Below are 21365 nucleotides of genomic sequence, written 5' to 3' on the forward strand. Positions count from 1 at the left end.
AAGACGGCCGAACGTCGTTAGGTGAGGTTTGTGATGGTTGATCAACTCCAGCATGCGACCGAAGCGCTGCGTAAAGCGCTGGTCCAGGTTGAGCGCCTGAAGCGCACCAATCGGGCGCTGCTGGAGCGGTCCAACGAGCCGATCGCGATCGTCGGTATGTCGTGCCGCTTCCCGGGCGGCGTCGACAGCCCGGAGGCGCTGTGGCAAATGGTCGCCGACGGCCGCGATGTCATCTCGGAGTTTCCCGACGACCGCGGCTGGGACGTCGCGAGCCTGTATGACCCCGACCCCGACGCGCGCCACAAGTGCTACGTGAACACTGGCGGCTTCGTCGACGGCGTCGCGGACTTCGATCCGGCCTTCTTCGGCATCGCGCCGAGCGAGGCGCTCGCGATGGACCCCCAGCACCGGATGCTGCTCGAACTGTCGTGGGAAGCGTTGGAGCGGGCCGGAATTGACCCCAGCGGGTTGCGCGGCAGCGCCACCGGTGTGTTCGCCGGGCTGATCGTTCAGGGCTACGGCATGCTCGCCGAGGAGATCGAGGGTTACCGGCTGACCGGCATGACCTCCAGCGTCGCCTCGGGGCGGGTGTCCTACGTGTTGGGACTCGAGGGCCCCGCGGTGTCCGTGGACACCGCGTGCTCGTCGTCGTTGGTGGCGTTGCACATGGCCGTGCAGTCGCTGCGCTCGGGGGAGTGTGACCTGGCCCTGGCCGGCGGCGCGACCGTGAACGCGACGCCGACGGTCTTCGTGGAGTTCAGCCGCCACCGCGGGCTGGCGCCGGACGGACGGTGCAAGGCCTACGCGGGCGCCGCCGACGGCGTCGGCTGGTCCGAGGGTGGGGCCATCCTGGTCGTGGAACGCCTGTCGGATGCGCAGCGGCTGGGACACCCGGTGCTGGCCGTGGTCCGCGGCTCGGCGGTCAACCAGGACGGCGCCTCCAACGGGCTGACCGCGCCCAACGGTCCCTCGCAGCAGCGGGTGGTGCGTGCGGCGCTGGCCAACGCCGGGCTGTCGGCGGCCGACGTCGACGTCGTCGAGGGCCACGGCACCGGAACCACCCTGGGCGACCCGATCGAGGCCCAGGCGCTGCTGGCCACCTACGGGCAGGACCGCAGCGAGCCGCTGTGGCTGGGCTCGATCAAGTCGAACATGGGCCACACGCAGGCCGCCGCCGGCGTGGCCGGCGTCATCAAGATGGTGCAGGCGATGCGTCACGAGACGCTGCCCGCGACGCTGCACGTGGACGCGCCGAGTCCGCACGTGGACTGGTCGGCGGGCTCGGTGTCGCTGCTGACCGAGGCGCAACCCTGGAACGTCGAGCGACCGCGCCGCGCGGGCGTGTCGTCGTTCGGCATCAGTGGCACGAACGCGCACGTCATCGTCGAGGCCGCTCCGGCGGCGCCGGCACGGGAGGCCGGACCGGTGCGCCCGGTGGTTCCGTGGGCGGTGACGGCGAAATCAGCTTCGGCGTTGGCGGCGCAGGCGGCGCGGCTGGCCGAATACGTTCGCGCGCACAGCAATCTGGACGTCGCCGACATCGGCTGGTCGTTGGCGGGTCGCGCGACGTTCGAGCACCGCGCGGTCGTTGTCGGCGGTGGCCGCGACCGGCTGCTGGCCGGGCTGGACGAACTGGCCAACGACGACCCCACCGGCTCGGTGATCCGGGGCACCGCGACGCCGGCCGGCAAGACCGTGTTCGTCTTCCCCGGCCAGGGCTCCCAATGGCCGGGCATGGCGATCGAATTGCTGGATACCGCACCGGTATTCGCCCAGCAGATCCGGGACTGCGAAGAGGCCTTCGCAGAATTCGTCGACTGGTCGCTGACCGGCGTGCTGCGCGGCGCCCCCGACGCTCCCGGACTGGACCGCGTCGACGTCGTGCAGCCAGTGCTCTTCGCGGTGATGGTGTCGCTGGCCGAACTGTGGAAGTCGATCGGGGTGAGCCCGGACGCGGTAATCGGACATTCCCAGGGCGAGATCGCCGCCGCCTACGTCGCCGGGGCGCTGTCGCTGCAGGACGCGGCCCGGGTGGTCACATTGCGCAGCAAGCTGCTGACGGCGCTGGCCGGCCCCGGCGGGATGCTGTCCATCGCCTGCAGCACCGAACGGGCCCGAGAGTTGTTGGCGCCCTACGGGAATCGCGTCAGCATCGCCGCCGTCAACGGCCGGTCGGCCGTCGTGGTGTCCGGTGACGGTGCCGCGCTCGACGAGCTCGTCGGCTTCTGCGCCGACCTCGAGCTGCGGACCCGGCGGATCGACGTGGACTACGCCTCGCACTCGGTTGAGGTCGAGGCGATCCGCGCTGACCTCGCGGAGGTGCTGGCCGGCATCGAGCCGCGCTCCTCGCGCATCGCGTTCTTCTCCACCGTTACCGGAAACCGTTTGGACACAGCCGGATTGGACGCCGACTACTGGTATCGCAACATCCGGCAGACCGTGCAGTTCGACCAGGCGGTGCGCAGCGCCGCCGAGCACGGCTACCGGACGTTCATCGAATCCAGTCCGCATCCGGCGCTGGTGGCCGGCATCGAGGACACCGCCAACGACCATTTCAGCAGTGGCGCCGAGGCAGCTGACGTCACAGTCATCCCCACCCTGGGCCGCGATGACGGCGGTCTCGACAGGTTCCTGACGTCGGCCGCCACCGCGTTCGTCGCGGGCGTGAGCGTGCGCTGGCGCGGTGCGCTGGACGGCGCCGGCTTCGTCGAGCTGCCGACGTATGCCTTTGACCGGCGCCGGTTTTGGCTGTCCGGTGAGGGCATCGCGGCGGACGCGTCCGGCCTGGGCCTGGGCACCAGCGAGCACCCGCTGCTGAGCGCGGTCGTCGAGCTGCCGTCTTCGGGCGGGGTGGTGCTGACGGGTCGCCTGTCGCCGACCCAGCAGGGCTGGCTGACCGACCACGCCGTGTCCGGAACGGTCGTGTTCCCCGGGTCCGGCTTCGTAGAGCTGGCGATTCGCGCCGGCGACGAGGTCGGTTGCCCGACGGTCGACGAGCTGACGCTGCAGGCGCCGTTGATGTTGCCGGCCAAGGATTCCGGCTCGGCGTCGGTCGCCGTGCAGGTGGTGGTCGGCCCGGCCGCGGAATCCGGCCAGCGCGGGGTGTCGATCTTCTCGCGTCCCGACGCAGGCTCCGGCTGGGTGTGCCACGCCGAAGGAACGCTGAGCACCGGTTCGGTCGAGCCAGGCGCGGATCTCTCGGCCTGGCCGCCGGCGGGCGCCGTCAAGGTCGACGCGGCCGACGGTTACGAGCAGTTGGCGGCTCTCGGCTACGGCTACGGCCCGGCATTCCAGGGCCTGACCGCGGCGTGGGTGCGCGACGACGAGGTGTTCGCCGAGGTGCGGCTGCCCGACGCGGCCGGCGGCGTCAACGGTTTCGGCGTCCACCCGGCGCTGCTCGATGCGGCCATGCACGCCCTGGTCGTCAGTCACCAGATCACCGGCCAGACCGACGAAGTGGTGCTGCCGTTCTCGTGGCAGGGTGTGTCGTTGCACGCTGCGGGCGCGTCTGCGGTGCGTGCACGCATCGCGCCGGCATCGGCGCCGGGGGCGGCGTCCGCGGCGTCCCGAGCGGTCTCGATCGAGCTGGCCGACGGACTCGGATTGCCGGTGTTGTCAGTGCGGGCGATGGTCGCGCGCCCGGTGAGCGAGCGGCAGCTGCGCGCGGCGGTGTCGGCCTCGGGTCCGGACCGGTTGTTCGAGCTGGCGTGGTCGCCAGCCGCGACGACGACCGTCGGCGCCGAGCCGCCCGCGCATGAGGTCTTCGAATCCGTTGCGACCGAACAAGATCCGGTCTCCGGATCGTATGAGCGCACGCATCGGGCGCTGGCGGCCGTGCAGTCGTGGCTGACCGAGCGCGACTCCGGGGTGCTGATCGTCGCGACCCGGGGCGCGATGGGATTGCCGGGGGAGGACGTTCCGGATCTGGCCGGTGCCGCGGTATGGGGGCTGGTGCGGTCGGCGCAGACCGAGCATCCCGGCCGGATCGTGCTGGTGGATTCCGATGCGGCGCTTGATGATAACGCGATCGCGACCGTCCTGGCGATCGGCGAGCCCGCGGTGTTGCTGCGCGACGGCACGGCCCACATAGCGCGCGTGCGCGGCAGCCGCGCGGTGGACGGGATCATGACGCCCCCGGCGGACGGGCCCTGGCGGCTGGGAATCAGCAGCGCCGGCACGTTCGAAAACCTGCAATTGGAGCCGGTGCCCAACGCCGGCGCCGCGCTGGAGCCCGGCCAGGTTCGGGTGGCCCTGCGCGCCATCGCCACCAACTTCCGCGACGTCATGATCACCCTGGGCATGTTCACCCACGAAGCCCTGCTCGGTGGCGAGGGCGCGGGCGTGGTGGTCGAGGTCGGGCCGGGAGTCACCGAGTTCGCGGTCGGCGATTCGGTGTACGGCTTCTTCCCCGACGGCAGCGGCACTTTGGTGCCCGGCGACGTGCGCCTGCTGCAGCGCAAGCCCGCCCACTGGTCCTACGCCGAAGCCGCCGGCATCTCGGCGGTGTTCACCACCGCCTACATGGCGTTCATCCACCTGGCCGACGCCAAGCCGGGGCAGCGGGTGCTGGTGCACGCCGCGGCCGGTGGCGTCGGGATGGCCGCGGTGCAGCTGGGCAGGCATCTGGGCCTGGAGGTGTTCGCGACCGCGAGCCGCGGCAAGTGGGACACGTTGCGGGCCATGGGCTTTGACGACGATCACATCTCGGATTCGCGCAGCCTGGAGTTCGAGGAGAAGTTCCGGGCGGTCACCGGCGGCCGCGGCATGGATGTGGTGCTGGACTCGCTGGCCGGCGAATTCGTCGACGCCTCACTGCGGCTCGTCGCCCCCGGTGGGGTGTTCCTGGAGATGGGCAAGACCGACATTCGCGACCCGGGTGTGGTCGCCCAGGAGTATCCGGGTGTCCGGTACCGCGCCTTCGACCTGTTCGAGCCCGGCCGTCCCCGGATGCACCAGTGGATGATCGAGCTCGCCGGGCTGTTCGACGCCGGGGTGCTGGAGCCGTTGCCGGTCACGACCTTTGACGTGCGGCGCGCCCGTACGGCGCTGCGGTACTTGAGCCAGGCCCGCCACATCGGCAAGGTCGTCATGACGCTGCCCTCCGGCCTCGCATCGGGCACCGTCCTCATCACCGGCGGAACCGGCATGGCGGGCTCGACTTTGGCCCGCCACTTGGTGGCGCAGCACGGCGTCGAGGACTTGGTGCTGTTGAGCCGGCGCGGTCCCGACGCGCCCGGGGCCGCCGAGCTGATCGCGGAGCTGCAAGCCGCGGGTGCGCGGGCGCGTGTGGTCGCGTGCGACGCGGCCGACCGGGCGGCACTGGCGCGGGTCATCGACGACATCTCGGCGCAGCGGCCGCTGTCGGGCGTGATTCACGCGACCGGTGTGCTGGACGACGCGATGGTCACGTCGCTGACCCCCGATCGTGTCGACGCGGTATTGCGGGCCAAGGTCGACGCGGCCTGGAATCTGCACGAGTTGACCCGCGACCTGAATCTGTCTGCATTCGTGATGTTTTCGTCGATGGCCGGGCTGGTCGGCTCGTCGGGCCAGGGCAACTACGGGGCGGCGAACTCGTTCCTGGACGGGTTGGCCGCGCACCGGCGGGCGCACGGACTGCCGGCGATCTCGCTGGCCTGGGGGCTGTGGGATCAGGCCAGCGCTATGACCGGCGGACTGGACGCCGCCGACCTCGCCCGGTTGGGTCGCGACGGGATCTTGGCGCTGTCCTCGGACGAGGCCATGGAACTCTTCGACACCGCACTCATCGTCGACGAGCCGTTTCTGGCGCCGGCCCGCATCGATCTCGGCGCGCTGCGGGCGCACGCGGTCGCGGTGCCGCCGATGTTCACCGATCTGGTCAACGCCCCGACGCGCCGCCGGGTCGATGACTCGCTGGCCGCCGCGAAATCGAAATCGGCCCTGGCGCATCGCCTGGACGGGCTGTCCGAGGCCGAGCAGCACGCCGTGCTCCTGGATCTGGTGCGCTCGCACATCGCCACCGTGCTGGGGAACACCACCGCCGAGGCGATCGACGCCGACAAGGCGTTCCAGGAGTTGGGCTTCGACTCGCTGACCGCGGTCGAAATGCGCAACCGGCTCAAAACCGCTACCGGACTGGCACTTTCGCCCACGCTGATCTTCGATTACCCGACGCCCAACGGACTGGCCGGCTACATCCGCACCCAACTAGCCGGGGTTCCGCAAGAGATCAAGCACGCCCCGGCCGCTCGCGCCACCGACGACGATCCGATCGTCATCGTCGGCATGGCATGCCGCTATCCGGGTGGGGTGAATTCCCCCGAGGACCTGTGGGACATGCTGACCGAGGGCCGCGACGTGCTCACCGAATTCCCGACCGATCGTGGCTGGGACCTGGCCGGCGTGTACAACCCGGACCCCGATGTTCCGGGCACCTGCTACACCCGAACCGGCGGCTTCGTGGAAGGGGCCGCGGACTTCGACCCGGCCTTCTTCGGCATTGCGCCCAGCGAAGCGCTATCCATGGACCCGCAGCAGCGCATGTTCCTCGAGCTGTCGTGGGAAGCGTTGGAGCGGGCGGGAATCGAGCCCACCAAGCTGCGCGGCAGCGCCACCGGAATGTTCGCCGGGGTGTACACGCAGGGCTACGGCATGGGCGCGGCGCCGACCGCGGAGGGCTTCCGGCTGACCGGCCAGTCGTCGAGTGTGGCGTCGGGCCGGGTGTCCTATGTGCTCGGCCTGGAAGGCCCGGCGGTGTCGGTGGACACGGCATGCTCGTCGTCGCTGGTGGCGTTGCACATGGCCGCGCAGTCGCTGCGCTCGGGCGAGTGTGACCTGGCCCTGGCCGGCGGCGTCACCGTCAACGCCACGCCCGACATCTTCGTCGAGTTCAGCCGCATGCGCGGGTTGTCTGAGGACGGCCGGTGCAAGGCCTACGCGGGCGCGGCCGACGGCACCGGATTCTCCGAGGGCGGCGGCATGCTCGTGGTGGAGCGCCTGTCCGACGCCCAGCGCCTGGGGCATCCGGTGCTGGCGATGGTGCGCGGCTCGGCGATCAATCAGGACGGCGCGTCCAACGGGCTGACCGCGCCCAATGGCCCCTCGCAGCAGCGGGTGGTGCGTGCCGCGTTGGCCAGCGCCGGATTGACGCCGGCGGAGGTGGACGTCGTCGAAGGGCACGGCACCGGAACCACGTTGGGTGACCCGATCGAGGCGCAGGCGCTGCTGGCGACCTACGGGCAGGATCGCGGCGAGCCGCTGTGGCTGGGTTCGATCAAGTCGAACATGGGTCACACGCAGGCCGCCGCCGGGGTTGCCGGTGTGATCAAGATGGTCCTGGCGATGCGCCACGAGATGTTGCCCGCGACATTGCATGTCGACGAACCCAGCCCGCACGTCGACTGGTCGACCGGTTCGGTGTCGCTGCTGACCGAGGCGCGGGCCTGGAAGCCTAAGCCCGGCAACCGCCCGCGCCGGGCGGGTGTGTCGTCGTTCGGCATCAGCGGCACCAACGCGCACGTCATCGTCGAGGCGGTGCCGGCCGAGTCGCCGCGCGTCGTGGACGGCCCCAAGGCGCCGGTGGTGCCGTGGCCGGTCTCGGCGAAATCGCTGTCGGCGTTGAACTCTCAGGCCGCGCGGCTGGCGGGCCACCTGCGCGCCCACCCGGATCTGGACATCGCCGACGTGGGGTGGTCGCTGGCGGGCCGGTCGGCCTTCGAGCAGCGGGCCGTCATCGTCGGCAGCGACCGCGACCGGCTGCTGGCGGGGCTGGACGAGCTTGCCGGCGACGACCTGGGCGGCTCGATCATTCGTGGCGCGGCGACCGCCGGCAAGACGGTCTTCGTGTTCCCGGGCCAGGGCTCCCAGGTATTGGGCATGGGAATGGGATTGCACGCCGGCTATCCGATCTTCGCCGAGGCGTTCAACACGGTCGTGGCCGAACTGGATCAGCACCTGCTTCGCCCGCTGCGCGAGGTGATGTGGGGGCACGACGAAAACCTGTTGAACAGCACCGAGTTCGCGCAACCCGCACTGTTCGCAGTGGAAGTCGCGTTGTTCCGGCTGCTCGAATCCTGGGGTGTGCGGCCCGACTTCGTGATGGGCCACTCGATCGGGGAGCTCGCCGCCGCGCACGTCGCCGGTGTGCTGTCCCTGGAGAACGCCGCGGTGCTGGTGGCGGCGCGGGGCCGATTCATGCAGGCGCTGCCGGAGGGTGGCGCGATGGTCGCGGTACAGGCCACCGAGGAAGAGGTGCGGGCACTGCTGGTGTCCTCCGATCAGGCCGCCGTGGGGATCGCCGCGGTCAACGGGCCCACCTCGGTGGTGATTTCGGGCGCCGAAGACGCAGTGATGACGATGGCGGACCGACTCCGCGGCGACGGCCACCGCGTGCATCGGCTCTCCGTGTCACACGCCTTCCACTCGCCGTTGATGGACCCGATGATCGACGAATTCGGCACCGTCGCGGGCGGACTGACCGTCCGCAAGCCGACCATTCCGATCGTGTCCAACGTGACCGGACAGCTGGCCGGCGACGACTTCGCGTCGGTGGCGTACTGGAAGCGACACGTGCGCGAGGCGGTGCGATTCGCCGACAGCGTGCGTTTCGTGCAATCGGCCGGCGCGAACCGCTTCCTCGAAGTCGGGCCGGCCAGCGGCCTGACGGCATCGATCGAAGAAACGCTGGCTTCCGATCCGACGGCAGCCTCGGTGACCACCATGTCCGGGCTGCGCAAGGACCGCCCGGAGCCGGTCGCCTTGGTCAACGCCGTCGCGCAGGGATACGTCGCCGGGATGGATGTGGACTGGCGCGGCGCCCTGGGCGACGCCAACCTCGTCGAGCTGCCCACGTATGCCTTTGACCGGCGGCGCTTTTGGCTTGCCGCCGATGGCGCCCCGGCCGATGCCGCGGGCCTGGGCCTGGCCGCCAGCGAGCATGCCCTGTTGGGCGCGGTGGTGGAACTGCCGGCCTCGGGCGGAGTGGTGCTGACCGGCCGGCTGTCGCCCGGCACGCAGGGTTGGTTGGCCGATCATGCTGTCGGCGGCGTGGTGCTGTTCCCCGGCGCGGGATTCGTCGAGTTGGCCATCCGTGCCGGCGACGAGGTGGGCTGCGGAGTGGTTGACGAGCTGAATCTGGCGGCGCCGCTGGTGTTGCCGGCCGGTGGGTCGGTCGCCGTTCAGGTCGTTGTCGGCGGCCCGGACGATTCGGGCGCCCGTGCGGTGTCGGTGTTCTCGCGGGCCGAAGCGGGCTCGGGCTGGTCGCTGCATGCCGAAGGTGTGCTGCGGGCAGGGTCGGTGCAGCCGAGCGCGGACCTGTCGGCGTGGCCGCCGGTGGGGGCGGTCCCGGTGGATGTCGGCGACGGGTACGAGCAACTGGCCGAGCGTGGTTACGGGTACGGCCCCGCGTTCCGCGGCCTGACGTCGATGTGGCGCCGCGGCGACGAGGTCTTCGCCGAGGTGTCGCTGCCCACCGATGCCGGGGTGTCGCCGGCCGGGTTCGGCGTCCACCCGGCGATGCTCGACGCGGCGTTGCACGCGGTCATGTTGGCCTCCGACAGCGACGAGCTGCCCGAAGGCTCGATGCTGGTCCCGTTCTCCTGGCAGCAGGTGTCGTTGCACGCCGCGGGGGCGGGCGCGGTGCGCGCACGGATCGTGCCGGTCAGCCCCTCAACCGTGTCGATCGAATTGGCCGACGGGCTGGGGCTACCGGTGCTCTCGGTGGCGTCGATGGTGGCCCGCCCGGTCACGGACAAGCAGCTGCTGGCCGCGGTGTCGAATTCGGGACCGGACCGGCTCTTCGAGGTCATCTGGTCCGCGCAGCCGTCGGCGGCGGTGCAGCCGGTATCGCTCTCCGCCTGGGGCGCACCGGAATTGGACGACGCCGAGGCCGAGCGGTCGGCGGTGCTGTTCGAATCGCAGCCGGTGTCCGGCGATGTGATCAGCGAGGTGTACGCGGCGACGCGAGCGATACTGCCCGTACTGCAGTCGTGGTTGTCCCGCGACGGCGCCGGAACCCTGGTGGTCGCGACCCGGGGCGCGATGACGCTGCCGGGGGAGGACGTCACGGATCTGGCCGGAGCGGCGGTCTGGGGGTTGGTGCGGTCGGCGCAGACCGAGCACCCCGGCCGGATCGTGCTCGTCGACACGGACGCGCCCCTGGATTCCGGCGCGATCGCCGCGGTTCTGGCGCTCAGCGAGCCGCAGGCGATCCTGCGCAAGGGGACGGTCTACACCGCGCGGGTGCTCGGCAGCCGCGCGGTCGGCGGTCTGTTGCAGCCGCCCGACGACGGACCGTGGCGACTCGGCATGAGCAGCTACGGCACCATCGAGAACCTACGGATAGAGCGCATTCCCGACGCCGACGCGCCGTTGGGGCCCGGACAGGTGCGGGTTGCGCTGTCGGCCATCGCGGCCAACTTCCGTGACGTCATGATCGCGTTGGGTCTCTATCCCGACCCGGAGGCGATCATGGGCATCGAGGCCTCCGGCGTGGTGATCGAAACCGCCTCGCCAGACGGGCGTTTCGCGGTCGGCGACCGTGTGATGGGGCTGTTCCCGGACGGCACCGGAACCATTGCCAAGACCGACGAGCGCCTGCTCGTCAAGGTGCCGGCCGGATGGTCACCCACCGCCGCCGCGACGGCGTCGGTGGTATTCGCCACGGCGAACTACGCCCTGGTGGACCTGGCCGGCGCCAAGCCCGGTCAGCGGGTGCTGGTCCACGCCGCGGCCGGTGGGGTCGGGATGGCCGCGGTCCAGCTGGCCCGTCACATCGGTCTGGAAGTGTTCGCGACCGCCAGCCGTGGCAAGTGGGACACGCTGCGGGACATGGGCTTTGACGACGATCACATCGCCGACTCGCGCAGCCTGGAATTCGAGGACAAGTTCCGGGCGGTCACCGGTGGGCGCGGGATGGATATCGTCCTCGACTCGCTGTCCGGTGATTTTGTCGATGCTTCCCTGCGCCTGATGTCCCCCGGGGGAGTCTTCCTGGAGATGGGCAAGACCGACATCCGTGACCCCGAGGTCGTGGCCCGCGACCACGCGGGCGTCCGTTACCGCGCCTTCGACCTGTTCGAAGCCGGACCGGATCGGATCGCGCAGATGCTCGACGAGCTGGCCGCCATGTTCGGCGAAGACGTGCTGCGGCCGTTGCCGGTCACCAGGTTCGATGTGCGGCGCGCACCCGCCGCGCTGCGCTATCTGAGCCAGGCCCGCCACGTCGGCAAGGTCGTGATGACGATGCCCGACGCCTGGACGGCCGGCACGGTGTTGATCACCGGCGCCACCGGTATGGCCGGTTCGGCGGTCGCGCGTCACGTCGTAACCCGCCACGGCGCACGGAATCTCGTGTTGGTCAGCCGCCGCGGCCTGGATGCACCGGGTGCCGCGGAGCTGGTCGCCGAACTCAGCGCGGCCGGTGCGCACGTGGAGACGGTGGCCTGCGATGCCGCCGATCGCGAGGCGCTGGCCAAGGTGATCGCCGAAATCCCGATGCAGCATCCGCTGACCGGGGTGATCCATGCCGCCGGGGTCCTGCACGACGCGGTGGTCACCTCGCTGACGCCCGACCGGATCGAATCCGTGTTGCGGTCCAAGGTGGACGCGGCGTGGAACCTGCACGAATTGACCCGCGAGCTGGATGTGTCGGCGTTCGTGATGTTCTCGTCGATCGCCGGGCTCGCGGGTGCCTCGGGTCAGGCCAACTACGCCGCCGGCAACTCGTTCCTGGACGGGTTGGCCGCGCACCGGCGGGCGCACGGGCTGCCGGCGATCTCGCTGGGCTGGGGTCTGTGGGATCAGGCCAGCGCCATGACCGGCGGGTTGGGCGCCGCCGACCGTGCCCGGTTCGGCCGGGACGGAATCGTGGCCATGTCCTCGGACCAGGCGCTAGACCGGATGGACACCGCGCTGATCGTGGACGAGCCGTTCATGCTGCCCGCCCACATCGACCTCGCGGCGTTGCGCGTCAAGTTCGACGGGGGCACCCTGCCGCCGATGTTCGTCGATCTGATCAACGCGCCGACGCGTCGTCAGGTCGATGACTCGCTGGCCGCAGCCAAGTCGAAATCCGCTCTGCTGCAACGCCTCGAAGGGCTGCCCGAGGACGAGCAACAGGCCATCCTGCTGGACTTGGTGCGCGCCAACATCGCCACCGTGCTCGGCAGCGCCAGCCCGGAGGCGATCCACCCGGACCGGGCGTTCCAGGAACTCGGCTTCGACTCGCTGACCGCCGTCGAGATGCGCAACCGGCTCAAAGCCGCGACCGGACTGGCGCTTTCACCGACACTCATCTTCGACTACCCGAACTCCGCGGCGCTGGCCGGCTACATGTATCGAGAATTGGTCGGCTCGGCGGACCAGCCCGCGGCGGCGGCTGCACCGGGTGAAGCCGAGATTCAGCGGGTCGTGGGGTCGATTCCGGTCAAGCGCCTTCGCCAGGCCGGCGTGTTGGAGCTGCTGCTGGCCCTGGCCAACGAATCGTCCAGCGGAAGCGCGCCGTCCGAGGTGACCACCGAGAAGGACATCGCCGACATGGACCTCGACGATCTCGTCAACGCCGCATTGCTGGATGACGACGACGAATAGCCATGAGTGAGGGCTCTTTGTGAGAATCGCGGTCACCGGGGCCAGCGGCGTGCTCGGCCGCGGCCTCGCCACCCGGCTGCTCAGCCAGGGTCACGACGTCGCGGGCATCGCCCGCCATCGGCCCGACAGCTGGCCGAACGCGGCCGATTTCGTCGTCGCCGACATCCGTGACGCCACCGCCGTCAAGCGCGCCCTGGCCGGCGCGGACGTCGTCGCGCATTGCGCATGGGCGCACGGTTCGGGGCACGACGATCAGGTCAACATCGGCGGCACCCGCAACGTGCTCGACGCGATGGCCGAATACCATTCCAGGCGGATCGTTTTCGCGTCGTCGGCCCATGTCTACGGCGAGGGAGAAGCGCCGAAGACCGAACGCGACGCCACGGCTCCGGTGAGCGCCGAAGGTCGGCTCCAGGCCGAAGTGGAACAGCTGCTCGCGGAATCGGACGCGGAATGGGTCGCGATCCGCTCCGCGCTGATCCTGGGGCGCAGCGTCGACAACTGGGTGCGCCGCCTGCTGGCATTACCGGCGTTCCGCGACCGGTCGGGCGATCGCGGCCTGCAGGTCGTCCACCTCGACGACGCGCTTCGGCTATTCAATCGCGCACTCGTGGAGGCCGACATCACCGGCGGCCCGGTGAATCTCGCCGGTTCGGGCGAGGTGACCTTCCGGCAGCTCGCCGCCGCGCTGCGCCGCCCCGTAGTGCGCGTGGGCTTTGATCCGGCGGAGCTGCGGCTGGTGCAGGGCGCCCCGCTGATGGACACCGCGCGGCTGGAACAGGAGTGGGGCTTCCGGCCGGCCTGGGAATCCGGCGATTGCGTCCAGGATTTCGCGCAGGCGGTGCGCGGCCGGGTCACCGTGGGCAAGCGCACGCTATCGCTGCCGTGGCGGCTGGCCAACATTCAGGATCTGCCGTCGGTCGACGCGCCGAGCGACGATGGCGTCAAGCCCAATTGGGCTGGCGCAGAAGGGGATAACGGGGAATTCGATACGCCGATCGACCCACGCTTTCCCACCTTCCTGGCCACGAACTTGTCCGAAGCGCTGCCCGGCCCTTTTTCGCCGGCGTCGGCGTCGGCGACGGTGCGGGGACTGCGGGCCAGCGCCGTGTGCGTCGCCGAGCGGTTGCGGCCCGGGGGGACGATCCAGCGCGAAATCGCCATGCGCATGGTCGCGGTGTTCGCCCACCGGCTGTATGGCGCGATCACGACCGCGCACTTCATGGCTGAGACGGTGCCGTTCGTGAAGCCAACGACGGTGGTGAGCAACAGCGGGTTCTTCGGCCCGAGCATGGCCGCCCTGCCGATCTTCGCCGAGGAGCATCCGCACTCCCACACCGGCCGAATCCGCAAGCAACTGCGGACCGTCCGCAACATCGGGGTATTCGGCGTCAACCTGATCGGGCTGTCCGCCGGCGCGCCCCTGGACACCCGCGACTTCGTTGCCGACGTCGATCGCCTGGAGCGCCTGACCGACGGCGACCTCGCCGGGCTCGACGATCGTCGACTGCTGAGCCTGATCTCGCTGGCGCGTGACCAGGTGGTGCACGGCTGGGTGCTGGCGGCGGGTTCGTTCCTGCTGTGCGCGGCGTTCAACGTGCTGCTGCGCGGGTTGTGCGGGCGAGACGTCGCCGCACCCGGTGGGCCGGAATTGGTCAGCGCGCGTTCGGTCGAGGCGATGCAGCGGTTGGTGGTCGCCGCGCAACGCGATCCGAAAGTCAGTGCGCTGCTGGCCGAGCCGGGGGACCGGCTGGACAAGCTCGCCGTCGAGGCACCGGAATTTCACGCCGCACTGCTGGACGAGCTGGCGCTGATCGGGCACCGTGGTCCGGCCGAGCTCGAGATGCTGTCGACCAGCTACGCCGACGACCCCGAGCTGCTCGTGCGGATGGTGACCAGAGCGATGAGTGCGCCACCCGCGTCGCAGCCGCAGAACCCCTGGATTCCATTGCACGCCAAGCCGGTTGCCGTACTTGCCACCCAGCAACTGCGCGACCGTGAGGTCCGCCGCGACAAGGTGGTGCGGGCCAACTGGGTGCTGCGCACGCTGCTGCGCGAGTATGGGCGCAGGTCGGTCGATGCCGGAATCTTCGACGCCGCCGATGACGTGTTCTACCTGCTTGTCGACGAATTGGATGCGCTCCCTGCGGATGTGGGCGCGCTGGTGGCCCGGCGCCGCGCCGAACAACGCCGCCTTGCCGCGGTGGCGCCGCCGACGGTCTTCAGCGGAAGTTGGCAGCCCACCGCCACCTCGTCGCCCGCGCTGGCCAGCGGGGGCACCATGCGCGGTGTCGGAGTGTGCGGGGGCCGGGTGCGAGGGCGGGTGCGCATCGTGCGGCCGGAAACCATCGACGACCTGCAACCCGGCGAGATCCTGGTCGCGGAGGTGACCGACGTCGGGTACACCGCGGCCTTCTGCTACGCCGCGGCCGTCGTCACCGAACTCGGCGGCCCGATGTCGCACGCCGCGGTGGTGGCCCGCGAATTCGGCTTCCCCTGTGTGGTGGACGTCCAGGGGGCTACCAGGGCCCTGCCGTCGGGTGCCCTCGTCGAGGTCGATGGCACGACTGGCGAGATTCACGTGCTGGAGCTCGCCGCGGACGACGCGCTGAGCTAGTCGAATTCCATCTCAAGCTCGACCGGTCCGCTCAACCCCAGCATCGGTTTCCACCGTGCCGTCGCCACGCGGCGCGGGTTGGTCATCCGCCGGGCAAGGACTTTGAGCGCTCCGGCAAGCTCCGTTCGGGCGAGGTTGGCGCCGAGGCAATAGTGCGCGCCGCCGCCGAACGTCAGAATGGGCGGCGGATCCTCGCGGGTGATGTCGAACCGGTCCGGATGTGGATAGACCTCTGGATCGCAGTTCGCGGCAAAGGTATTCACCGAAATGAAGGTGCCGGCCGGAAAGGTGTACCCGGCGAACGTGACATCGTCGAGGACGGTGCGCAGGGTGGTGCAGACCGCGGGCGAATGGCGCATGCATTCCTCGACGGCTCGCATCGCGAGGTCGGGATTGTCGCGGAGCATCGCCAGCTGATCGGGATGGTCACACAGCGCGTGCATGCACGCGGCCAGCTGATTGCGGGTGGTGTCGGTGCCGGCGCTGAGGATGCTGAACGCCAGCATGCGCATCTCCGCGTTGCTCAGCCGGTCGCCGTCGTCCTGGGCGCGGATCAGCTCGGAGATCAAGTCGTCGGACAGCCGGCTCCGCCGTTCGGCGATCATGTCGTCGATGTAGGCGTCGAACTCATCCCACGCCCGCATCACGATGTGCTGCTCATTCGCCAGGTCGGAGTCGAACCTCACGATCTTGAAAATGTCCTCCGCCCATAGGGAAAACTGCTCCCAGTCCTGGGGAGGCGCGCCCAACAGCGCGCAGATGATCGGGATCGGGTACGGCCGGGCGATGTCGGTGACGAAATCGCATCGGCCGGCATCGGCGACCCGGTCGATCAGCTCGTTGATCACCGTGTCGATGGTGTCCTCCATGCGCGCGGACGCCCGCGGCGTGAAAGCCTTGGACACCAGGCCGCGCAGCCGCCGATGTTCCTCGCCCTCCATGCCCAGGATGGTTCCGAGGACCCGGTCATAGAGCGGGCCGGACGTTATCCCGCGCGCCGTCATGTGCATGCCGGGCGGGAAAACGAACCGGGGGTCGCGAAGTATCCCGCGGGCGAGTTCGTAGCCGAGCACCTCGGGCCCCAGCGGTCCGATGGCTATCGGCGACCGCGTGCGCACCTCGTGGATGCGCGGCGCGACCTCGTGCACGGTGTCGGTGATGTCGTAGTGCAGCGCCGGCAGGCCCGCGTCGAAGACGCCGGGTGTTGCGGTGTCGACGGTCATCGTGTCTCCTTCGGCCGGAATCAGCTCGGCTGGTAGCGCTTTGGCAGTACCTCGATGGGCGTTGAAATGGCCGCACCGGGGGCCAGCTCCCCGGAATCCGCCAGATCCGGCATCAACCTGGCCGTGGAGGTGTCGACGATCACGGCGAAGTTGTCCCGCACCTTTTCGAGGGTGAGACCGGAGTCGTAGTGGCCCGTGTTCTGGCCGAACACCCGGATGCCCACGTTCCCGCCGCCTGCCTCGAGGTTGGCGCCGGATACCGGACAGCTCTCGTGAGCCAGGAAGGCCACGGCCGGTGACACCAGGCCGGTCGGAAAGTGGTCCTCCATCAGCTTCGTGAACGCGGACGGGTCGTTGAAATGCCTTACGGCGCTGGTGTTTGCGGCCGGGCCCAACGCGTTGACCAGGATGCCCAGCGGCGCGCCTTCGACGGCGAGACCGCGCGTCAGCCCGAAGATTCCGCCCTTGGCGGCGCCATAGATGGACAGGTATTCCAGCCCGAACATCGCCCCTGACGTGGTGTTCACGATGCGGCCGTAACCGGCGTCCCGCATGTGTGGCCATGCCGCCCGGCACATCCACACGGTTCCCATCAGGTGCACATCGATGACGTTGCGAATATCGGCGTCGGAGATCTCGTCGAAGTGCGCCATGAAGCAGATCCCGGCATTGTTCACCAGGATGTCGAGGCGACCCCACACGTCCAGCGCGGTCTGGACGACCCGGCGCGCGCCGTCCTGGTCGGCGACGCTGTGCAGGTCCGGCACCGCCTCACCGCCCGCCGCGCAAATTTCGTCGGCCACCTGCTCGGCGTTGGCCCGCAAGAGGTTTCGCCCATCGGGTCCGACGCCGAGGTCGTTGACGACGACCTTGGCTCCCCGCTCGGCGAGCAGCTTGGCGTGCGATCGCCCCAGGCTCGGCTCCTGACCCCCGGCGCCGGTGACGATCGCGACCCTTCCGTCAAAGCGAAGCTCGGTCATGAGGCATCCTTCGCGAGGATCCGCAGCGGCAGGGAAGGCAGCGTGCACGTCGGCGACGGCCAGGTGATTTCGGGACGGTAGCCGGGATCGAGCTCGAAATGAGGTATGTGCTTTAGCCATTCGGTCACGACGACCTTCATCTCCATGCGCGCCAGGTGCGAACCCACGCAACGGTGCGGACCGCCGCCGAAGCCCCAGTGCTTGTGCACCTTGCCGTCCATCACCAGGTCGTCACCGGATATCGCATCGCTGCCATCCCGGTTGATGGCGCCGAGGCACAGCCGCACGCGAGATCCCGCGGGCAAGGTGATGCCGGCGACGGTGACCTCCTCGGTCGTCACCCGCGGGACGACGGGAGCCGACGACTCCAGCCGGACGATCTCCTCGACGAAGACACCAATTTCTTCGGGCCTTTCGCGAAGCCGGTCGCACAGTTCGGGGCGACGTGCCAATTCGAGCATCGCCGCGCCGATGGCCGACGTGACGGTGTCCAGTCCCGCGAGGACGAAGAAGAACGCCATGCCGAGGGCCTCGTCGTCGGTGAGCGCTTCCTCGCCCGCGAGCACCTGGGAGAGGACATCGTCGCCGGGATCGCGCCGATGCTCGGCGACGGCCTCGGTGAGGTAGCTGAAGAGCTCGAGCGCCGGTGCGAGGTCCGGGGCTTCACTCGCCGCGTTGGGGATGCTCAGCTCGATGATGGCGTCCTTCCAGCCGATCAGCCGTTCGCGGTCGCGCAGCGGCAGCCCAAACAGCGTCAGGAAGACCTGCGACGGGTAGGGAGTCGCCAGATCGGCCATCACCTCGCACTTGTCGCGTCCCGCAATCGATTCGATGATGTCGGCCGCCTGGCCCTGGATCGACGGCAGGATCGCGGCCAGCGCATGGGGACTGAAGAACGGCTGCAGGATCTTGCGGAACCGGGTGTGCTCCGGCGGGTCGAACGCCGCCGGTACCAGCGGAAGCGGGCTGCCGACCACCTCAAAGGCCTTCTGCGACGAGAACACGGTGGGGTTTCGCAGCGCGGTGAGGACGTCTTCGCGACGGGTCAGCGCGTACCAGCCGTCGCTCAACACCACCGGGCCGGCGTCCCGCAACGCCGCCCAGCCGACGCCGCGGTCGAGCGCCATCGGCAGGTCGTCCAGGTCGAGCTCCGGAATTTCGTGCGGCCCACGAGCCATGCCGTCTCCAATCACGGAATATTGGTCGCCAGGAATGTCAGTGGCAGGCCCAGGATCGACACGTCGTTTTCGTCGAGGTAAGTGCCCTCGCCCTCCATGTGTTGCCGGAATCGCCTTGTCGCGCCGTAGCGCTCGGCGACGGCGTCGGCGCCAGCGGCCTCCGGGACCCCGATAACCACGGTGAACACGCCGTCGCCGTGGCGCTCCAAGAACTCCGTCACCGAAACGGCAACCTCCCCGGTCGATCCCGGGATCGGGCTGATCAACTCGATGCCCCGACTCCAGTCGAGGTGGATGTCGAGGCCGAGCTCGCTCAGTTGCAGGGGTTCGAAGACGAATCCCAGATCGCTGAACATCTGCGCGGCGGCGGCATGTCGTTCCGGTGCCACGGCGAACACGACGTGATGGAGCGAGGGTTCTTCAGGCATCGGAGTTCCTATCGAGAATCGGCGCGCAGCACTCCGCGCGGAAGTAGCAGTGGCAGGTCGTTGTAGGTGACGATGCCGGGGGGCGCGGCGACGACGGCGGGTATCGCGGTGATCGCCGGCATCGCGGTGATGGTGAGACCCAGCATGATGTAGTCGTCCAGCGTCTGGCCCGCAAAGTCCGGCGGCGGAAGGAAACTCAGTGTGGTCTTGATCGTCGGCTGGCCCTGCACCTCGATCGTGTAGCCCATGTCCAGCGGCCAATCCGGATCCAGTGATTGACCCTTGCGCCATCGCCCGCGGATCTCGATGATCTCGCGATCCGCGACAATCCCTTTCCAGCGGACGTCCACGCCGGCGACGCATCCCTTTTTGATCGTCCAGTCGCCGGGAAGGTCCAGATCCTCGGTGGTTTGGGCGTAGTCGACTTCGCACCGCACGTCGTCGAGCTCGGCGCCCAACGCCTCGGCGATCAGGAATACGCCGTCGCGGAAGATGCCGGAGCCCTTCTCGGTGATGGCCGGGAGATCCGGCAGATCGATGGGATAGCCGAAGCCCATGGGTATCTCGGTGGCGGGCGAATTGTAGATAGTGGTGTCAACCGATTCCAGCATCGAGACCTTGTCCACCCGGTCGGATAGCCCCGCCGACACGATGGCGAAGAGCTGGATAAAACCGGGGTTGATGCCGCTGCCGAAGATGGTCGATCCGCCGTCTTGGCAGGCCTGCGCGATGCGTTCCCGTCCGGCGCCGAGGAAGTGGCCGGTGATGAAGCCGGCGGTGCCCACCACGTTGATGCCCGCGCCGAGGATGCGGACCAGCTCGTCGACGTCGGCGAACATCGGGTTGTAGACCACACAGTCCGGCTTGAGCGCGAGCAGCTCCTCAATATCGTTGCTGGCCTTCACATTCAGTGGTTCGATGCCGCACAGCTCGCCGACGTCGCGCCCGGCCTTCTCCGGCGACCAGGCATAGCACCCGACCAGTTCCAGCGTCGGGTTGGCGACCATCGCTTTGACCGAGCTCTTGCCCACGTTGCCGGTCGTCCACTGGACGACCCGGTAGGTCAACGGGTCCGCCCCGTCATGGGTGCGACGCCGCATGCTGTTGGGCCGCTTGGCGGGCCAGCCTGTCGTTGTGGATCTTGACGAGTTCGCGGAATCCCAGCCGGTGATACTTCGGTATCGGCTGGATGCCCCACACGTCCTGCGCGGTGGCCTTGCCCTCGGCGCCCTCGGGCGGGCCGAACGGTGGGTAGGGGTACTTGCACTCCAGCGTGTCGTTGGAGTACCGGATCTTGAGCAGTTCACTGCAGATCTGGGTGAGGCTCAGGGTTGGGTAGCCGTAGTAGACGGCCATGAACGGCAACGTGAAGGCGCCCTCGATCACCAGGGCCACCAGGCAGACCAACACGGCCCGCTTGATCCATTTGTGCATCCGCGCGTAGTACGGCGTCGTCCCCGGCTCGAGCTCGGTGCTCGGGTCTTTGTCTTCGGTGGACGCCGGTACGGAAGGGCTTGTCATGGCTACTCCTTGCTAGTCGGAGAAGATTTCGCGATTGACGGTGTGCAGATAGGGGATCGCGAGGAACGGGGTGATGTAGAAGATGTCGTAGAGCCACCAGCCGATGACCGGGAAGACGACGCCGGCGTACCGCACGTCGGCGAACATGGTCATGTTGAAGACGTAGGCCGACCAGATCACCACGCCCATCCAGCACGTGATGACCATCCATTGATGACCCCACCGCTTCATCTGCAGAAAGCCGATCGCCGCGGCCACCCGCATGGAGAACACCGTGAGGATCAGGCCGGCCACGTAGGCTTTCTCGCCCGGCCCGGCGGCGCCGCCGACCCAAAGTTCGTTGTAGTGCCAGAAATAACCGGCGTCGAACATGTTGCCCCAACCGACCATCAGCACGCGGTTGATCAGCGTGTGGTTGGCCACCAGGTCCAGGGCCCAGCCCAGGCTGTTGAGCATTCCGTCGATCAGCACCAGATAGCCGATCAGGGTGACGATCATGGGCCGGACCGACAGTCCGGCGCGCAGGGCCTGGCGCTGCAGCCACACCCCGCGCATGAAGATGGGGAAGCCGATCAGGCCCGGCGCCCACATGCCCATCAGGCCGGCGCCGACGATCATCCACTTATCGGCGCGGCGCTGAGCCTGGCGGGATTCGTCGTGGTGATCCTCGAGGCCGACCGAACTCGTTTGCGCGGCAGAGAGAGTCATAGATCCCACCACCCACGCGCAAACGACATGTAGAGCTGGATGCCGAACATCGCCAGTAGGTAGCCGTAGATGAATATCTGGAAGATGATGAGCGCCCTCTTGCGCTTCTCCTCTTGTCGGTCCATGCCGGTTGCTCCTTT

General features: G+C 69.0%; 10 protein-coding genes. 2 read left to right on the forward strand and 8 right to left on the reverse strand.

Going from position 1 to position 21365, the window contains the following annotated elements:
- Positions 1–33 precede the first annotated feature (33 nt).
- Together A5732_RS06275 and A5732_RS06280 are read left to right on the forward strand one after the other, a co-directional pair.
- Positions 34–12570 carry a type I polyketide synthase gene (locus A5732_RS06275; protein WP_076101524.1) on the forward strand — a complete coding sequence of 4179 codons (12537 nt, stop codon included), beginning with the start codon at positions 34–36 and terminating at the stop codon, positions 12568–12570.
- Positions 12571–12589: 19 nt separating this feature from the next.
- Entirely contained in the window at positions 12590–15187 is a 2598-nt protein-coding gene (locus A5732_RS06280; RefSeq protein ID WP_076101526.1) for a sugar epimerase family protein, read from the forward strand.
- Here the strand turns inward: A5732_RS06280 and A5732_RS06285 are convergent.
- The 8 genes from A5732_RS06285 to A5732_RS27715 are packed head-to-tail and all read right to left on the reverse strand — an operon-like array spanning position 15184 to position 21350.
- Positions 15184–16410 (reverse strand): cytochrome P450, encoded by a 1227-nt coding sequence (locus tag A5732_RS06285; RefSeq protein ID WP_076101529.1) that lies wholly within the window; start codon positions 16408–16410, stop codon positions 15184–15186. The genes A5732_RS06280 and A5732_RS06285 overlap by 4 nt on opposite strands.
- Before the next feature lie 20 nt (positions 16411–16430).
- The gene (locus tag A5732_RS06290; RefSeq protein ID WP_076056524.1) at positions 16431–17390 is read right to left on the reverse strand and encodes an SDR family NAD(P)-dependent oxidoreductase; all 960 of its coding nucleotides are present in this window, start codon (positions 17388–17390) and stop codon (positions 16431–16433) included.
- Positions 17387–18568, reverse strand: a complete 1182-nt coding sequence (locus A5732_RS06295) for a cytochrome P450 (RefSeq protein WP_076101531.1) — start codon at positions 18566–18568, stop codon at positions 17387–17389. The genes A5732_RS06290 and A5732_RS06295 overlap by 4 nt, the downstream gene beginning before the upstream one ends.
- Before the next feature lie 11 nt (positions 18569–18579).
- Positions 18580–18996 (reverse strand): hypothetical protein, encoded by a 417-nt coding sequence (locus A5732_RS06300; RefSeq protein WP_076101534.1) that lies wholly within the window; start codon positions 18994–18996, stop codon positions 18580–18582.
- Between the two features lie 8 nt (positions 18997–19004).
- The gene (locus A5732_RS06305; RefSeq protein WP_076056628.1) at positions 19005–20063 is read right to left on the reverse strand and encodes an NAD(P)H-dependent amine dehydrogenase family protein; all 1059 of its coding nucleotides are present in this window, start codon (positions 20061–20063) and stop codon (positions 19005–19007) included.
- 13 nt (positions 20064–20076) lie between these two features.
- Entirely contained in the window at positions 20077–20517 is a 441-nt protein-coding gene (locus A5732_RS06310) for a hypothetical protein (protein ID WP_076101537.1), read from the reverse strand.
- A 12-nt stretch (positions 20518–20529) separates the two neighbouring features.
- Positions 20530–21225, reverse strand: coding sequence for a hypothetical protein (locus A5732_RS06315; protein ID WP_076101539.1), 696 nt, complete (start codon positions 21223–21225; stop codon positions 20530–20532).
- Entirely contained in the window at positions 21222–21350 is a 129-nt protein-coding gene (locus tag A5732_RS27715) for a hypothetical protein (protein ID WP_255362120.1), read from the reverse strand. The genes A5732_RS06315 and A5732_RS27715 overlap by 4 nt, the downstream gene beginning before the upstream one ends.
- Between the last annotated feature and the right edge of the window lie 15 nt (positions 21351–21365).

The sequence above is a fragment of the Mycobacterium colombiense genome (assembly GCF_001953985.1).
In the GTDB taxonomy this organism is placed as follows: domain Bacteria; phylum Actinomycetota; class Actinomycetes; order Mycobacteriales; family Mycobacteriaceae; genus Mycobacterium; species Mycobacterium colombiense_B.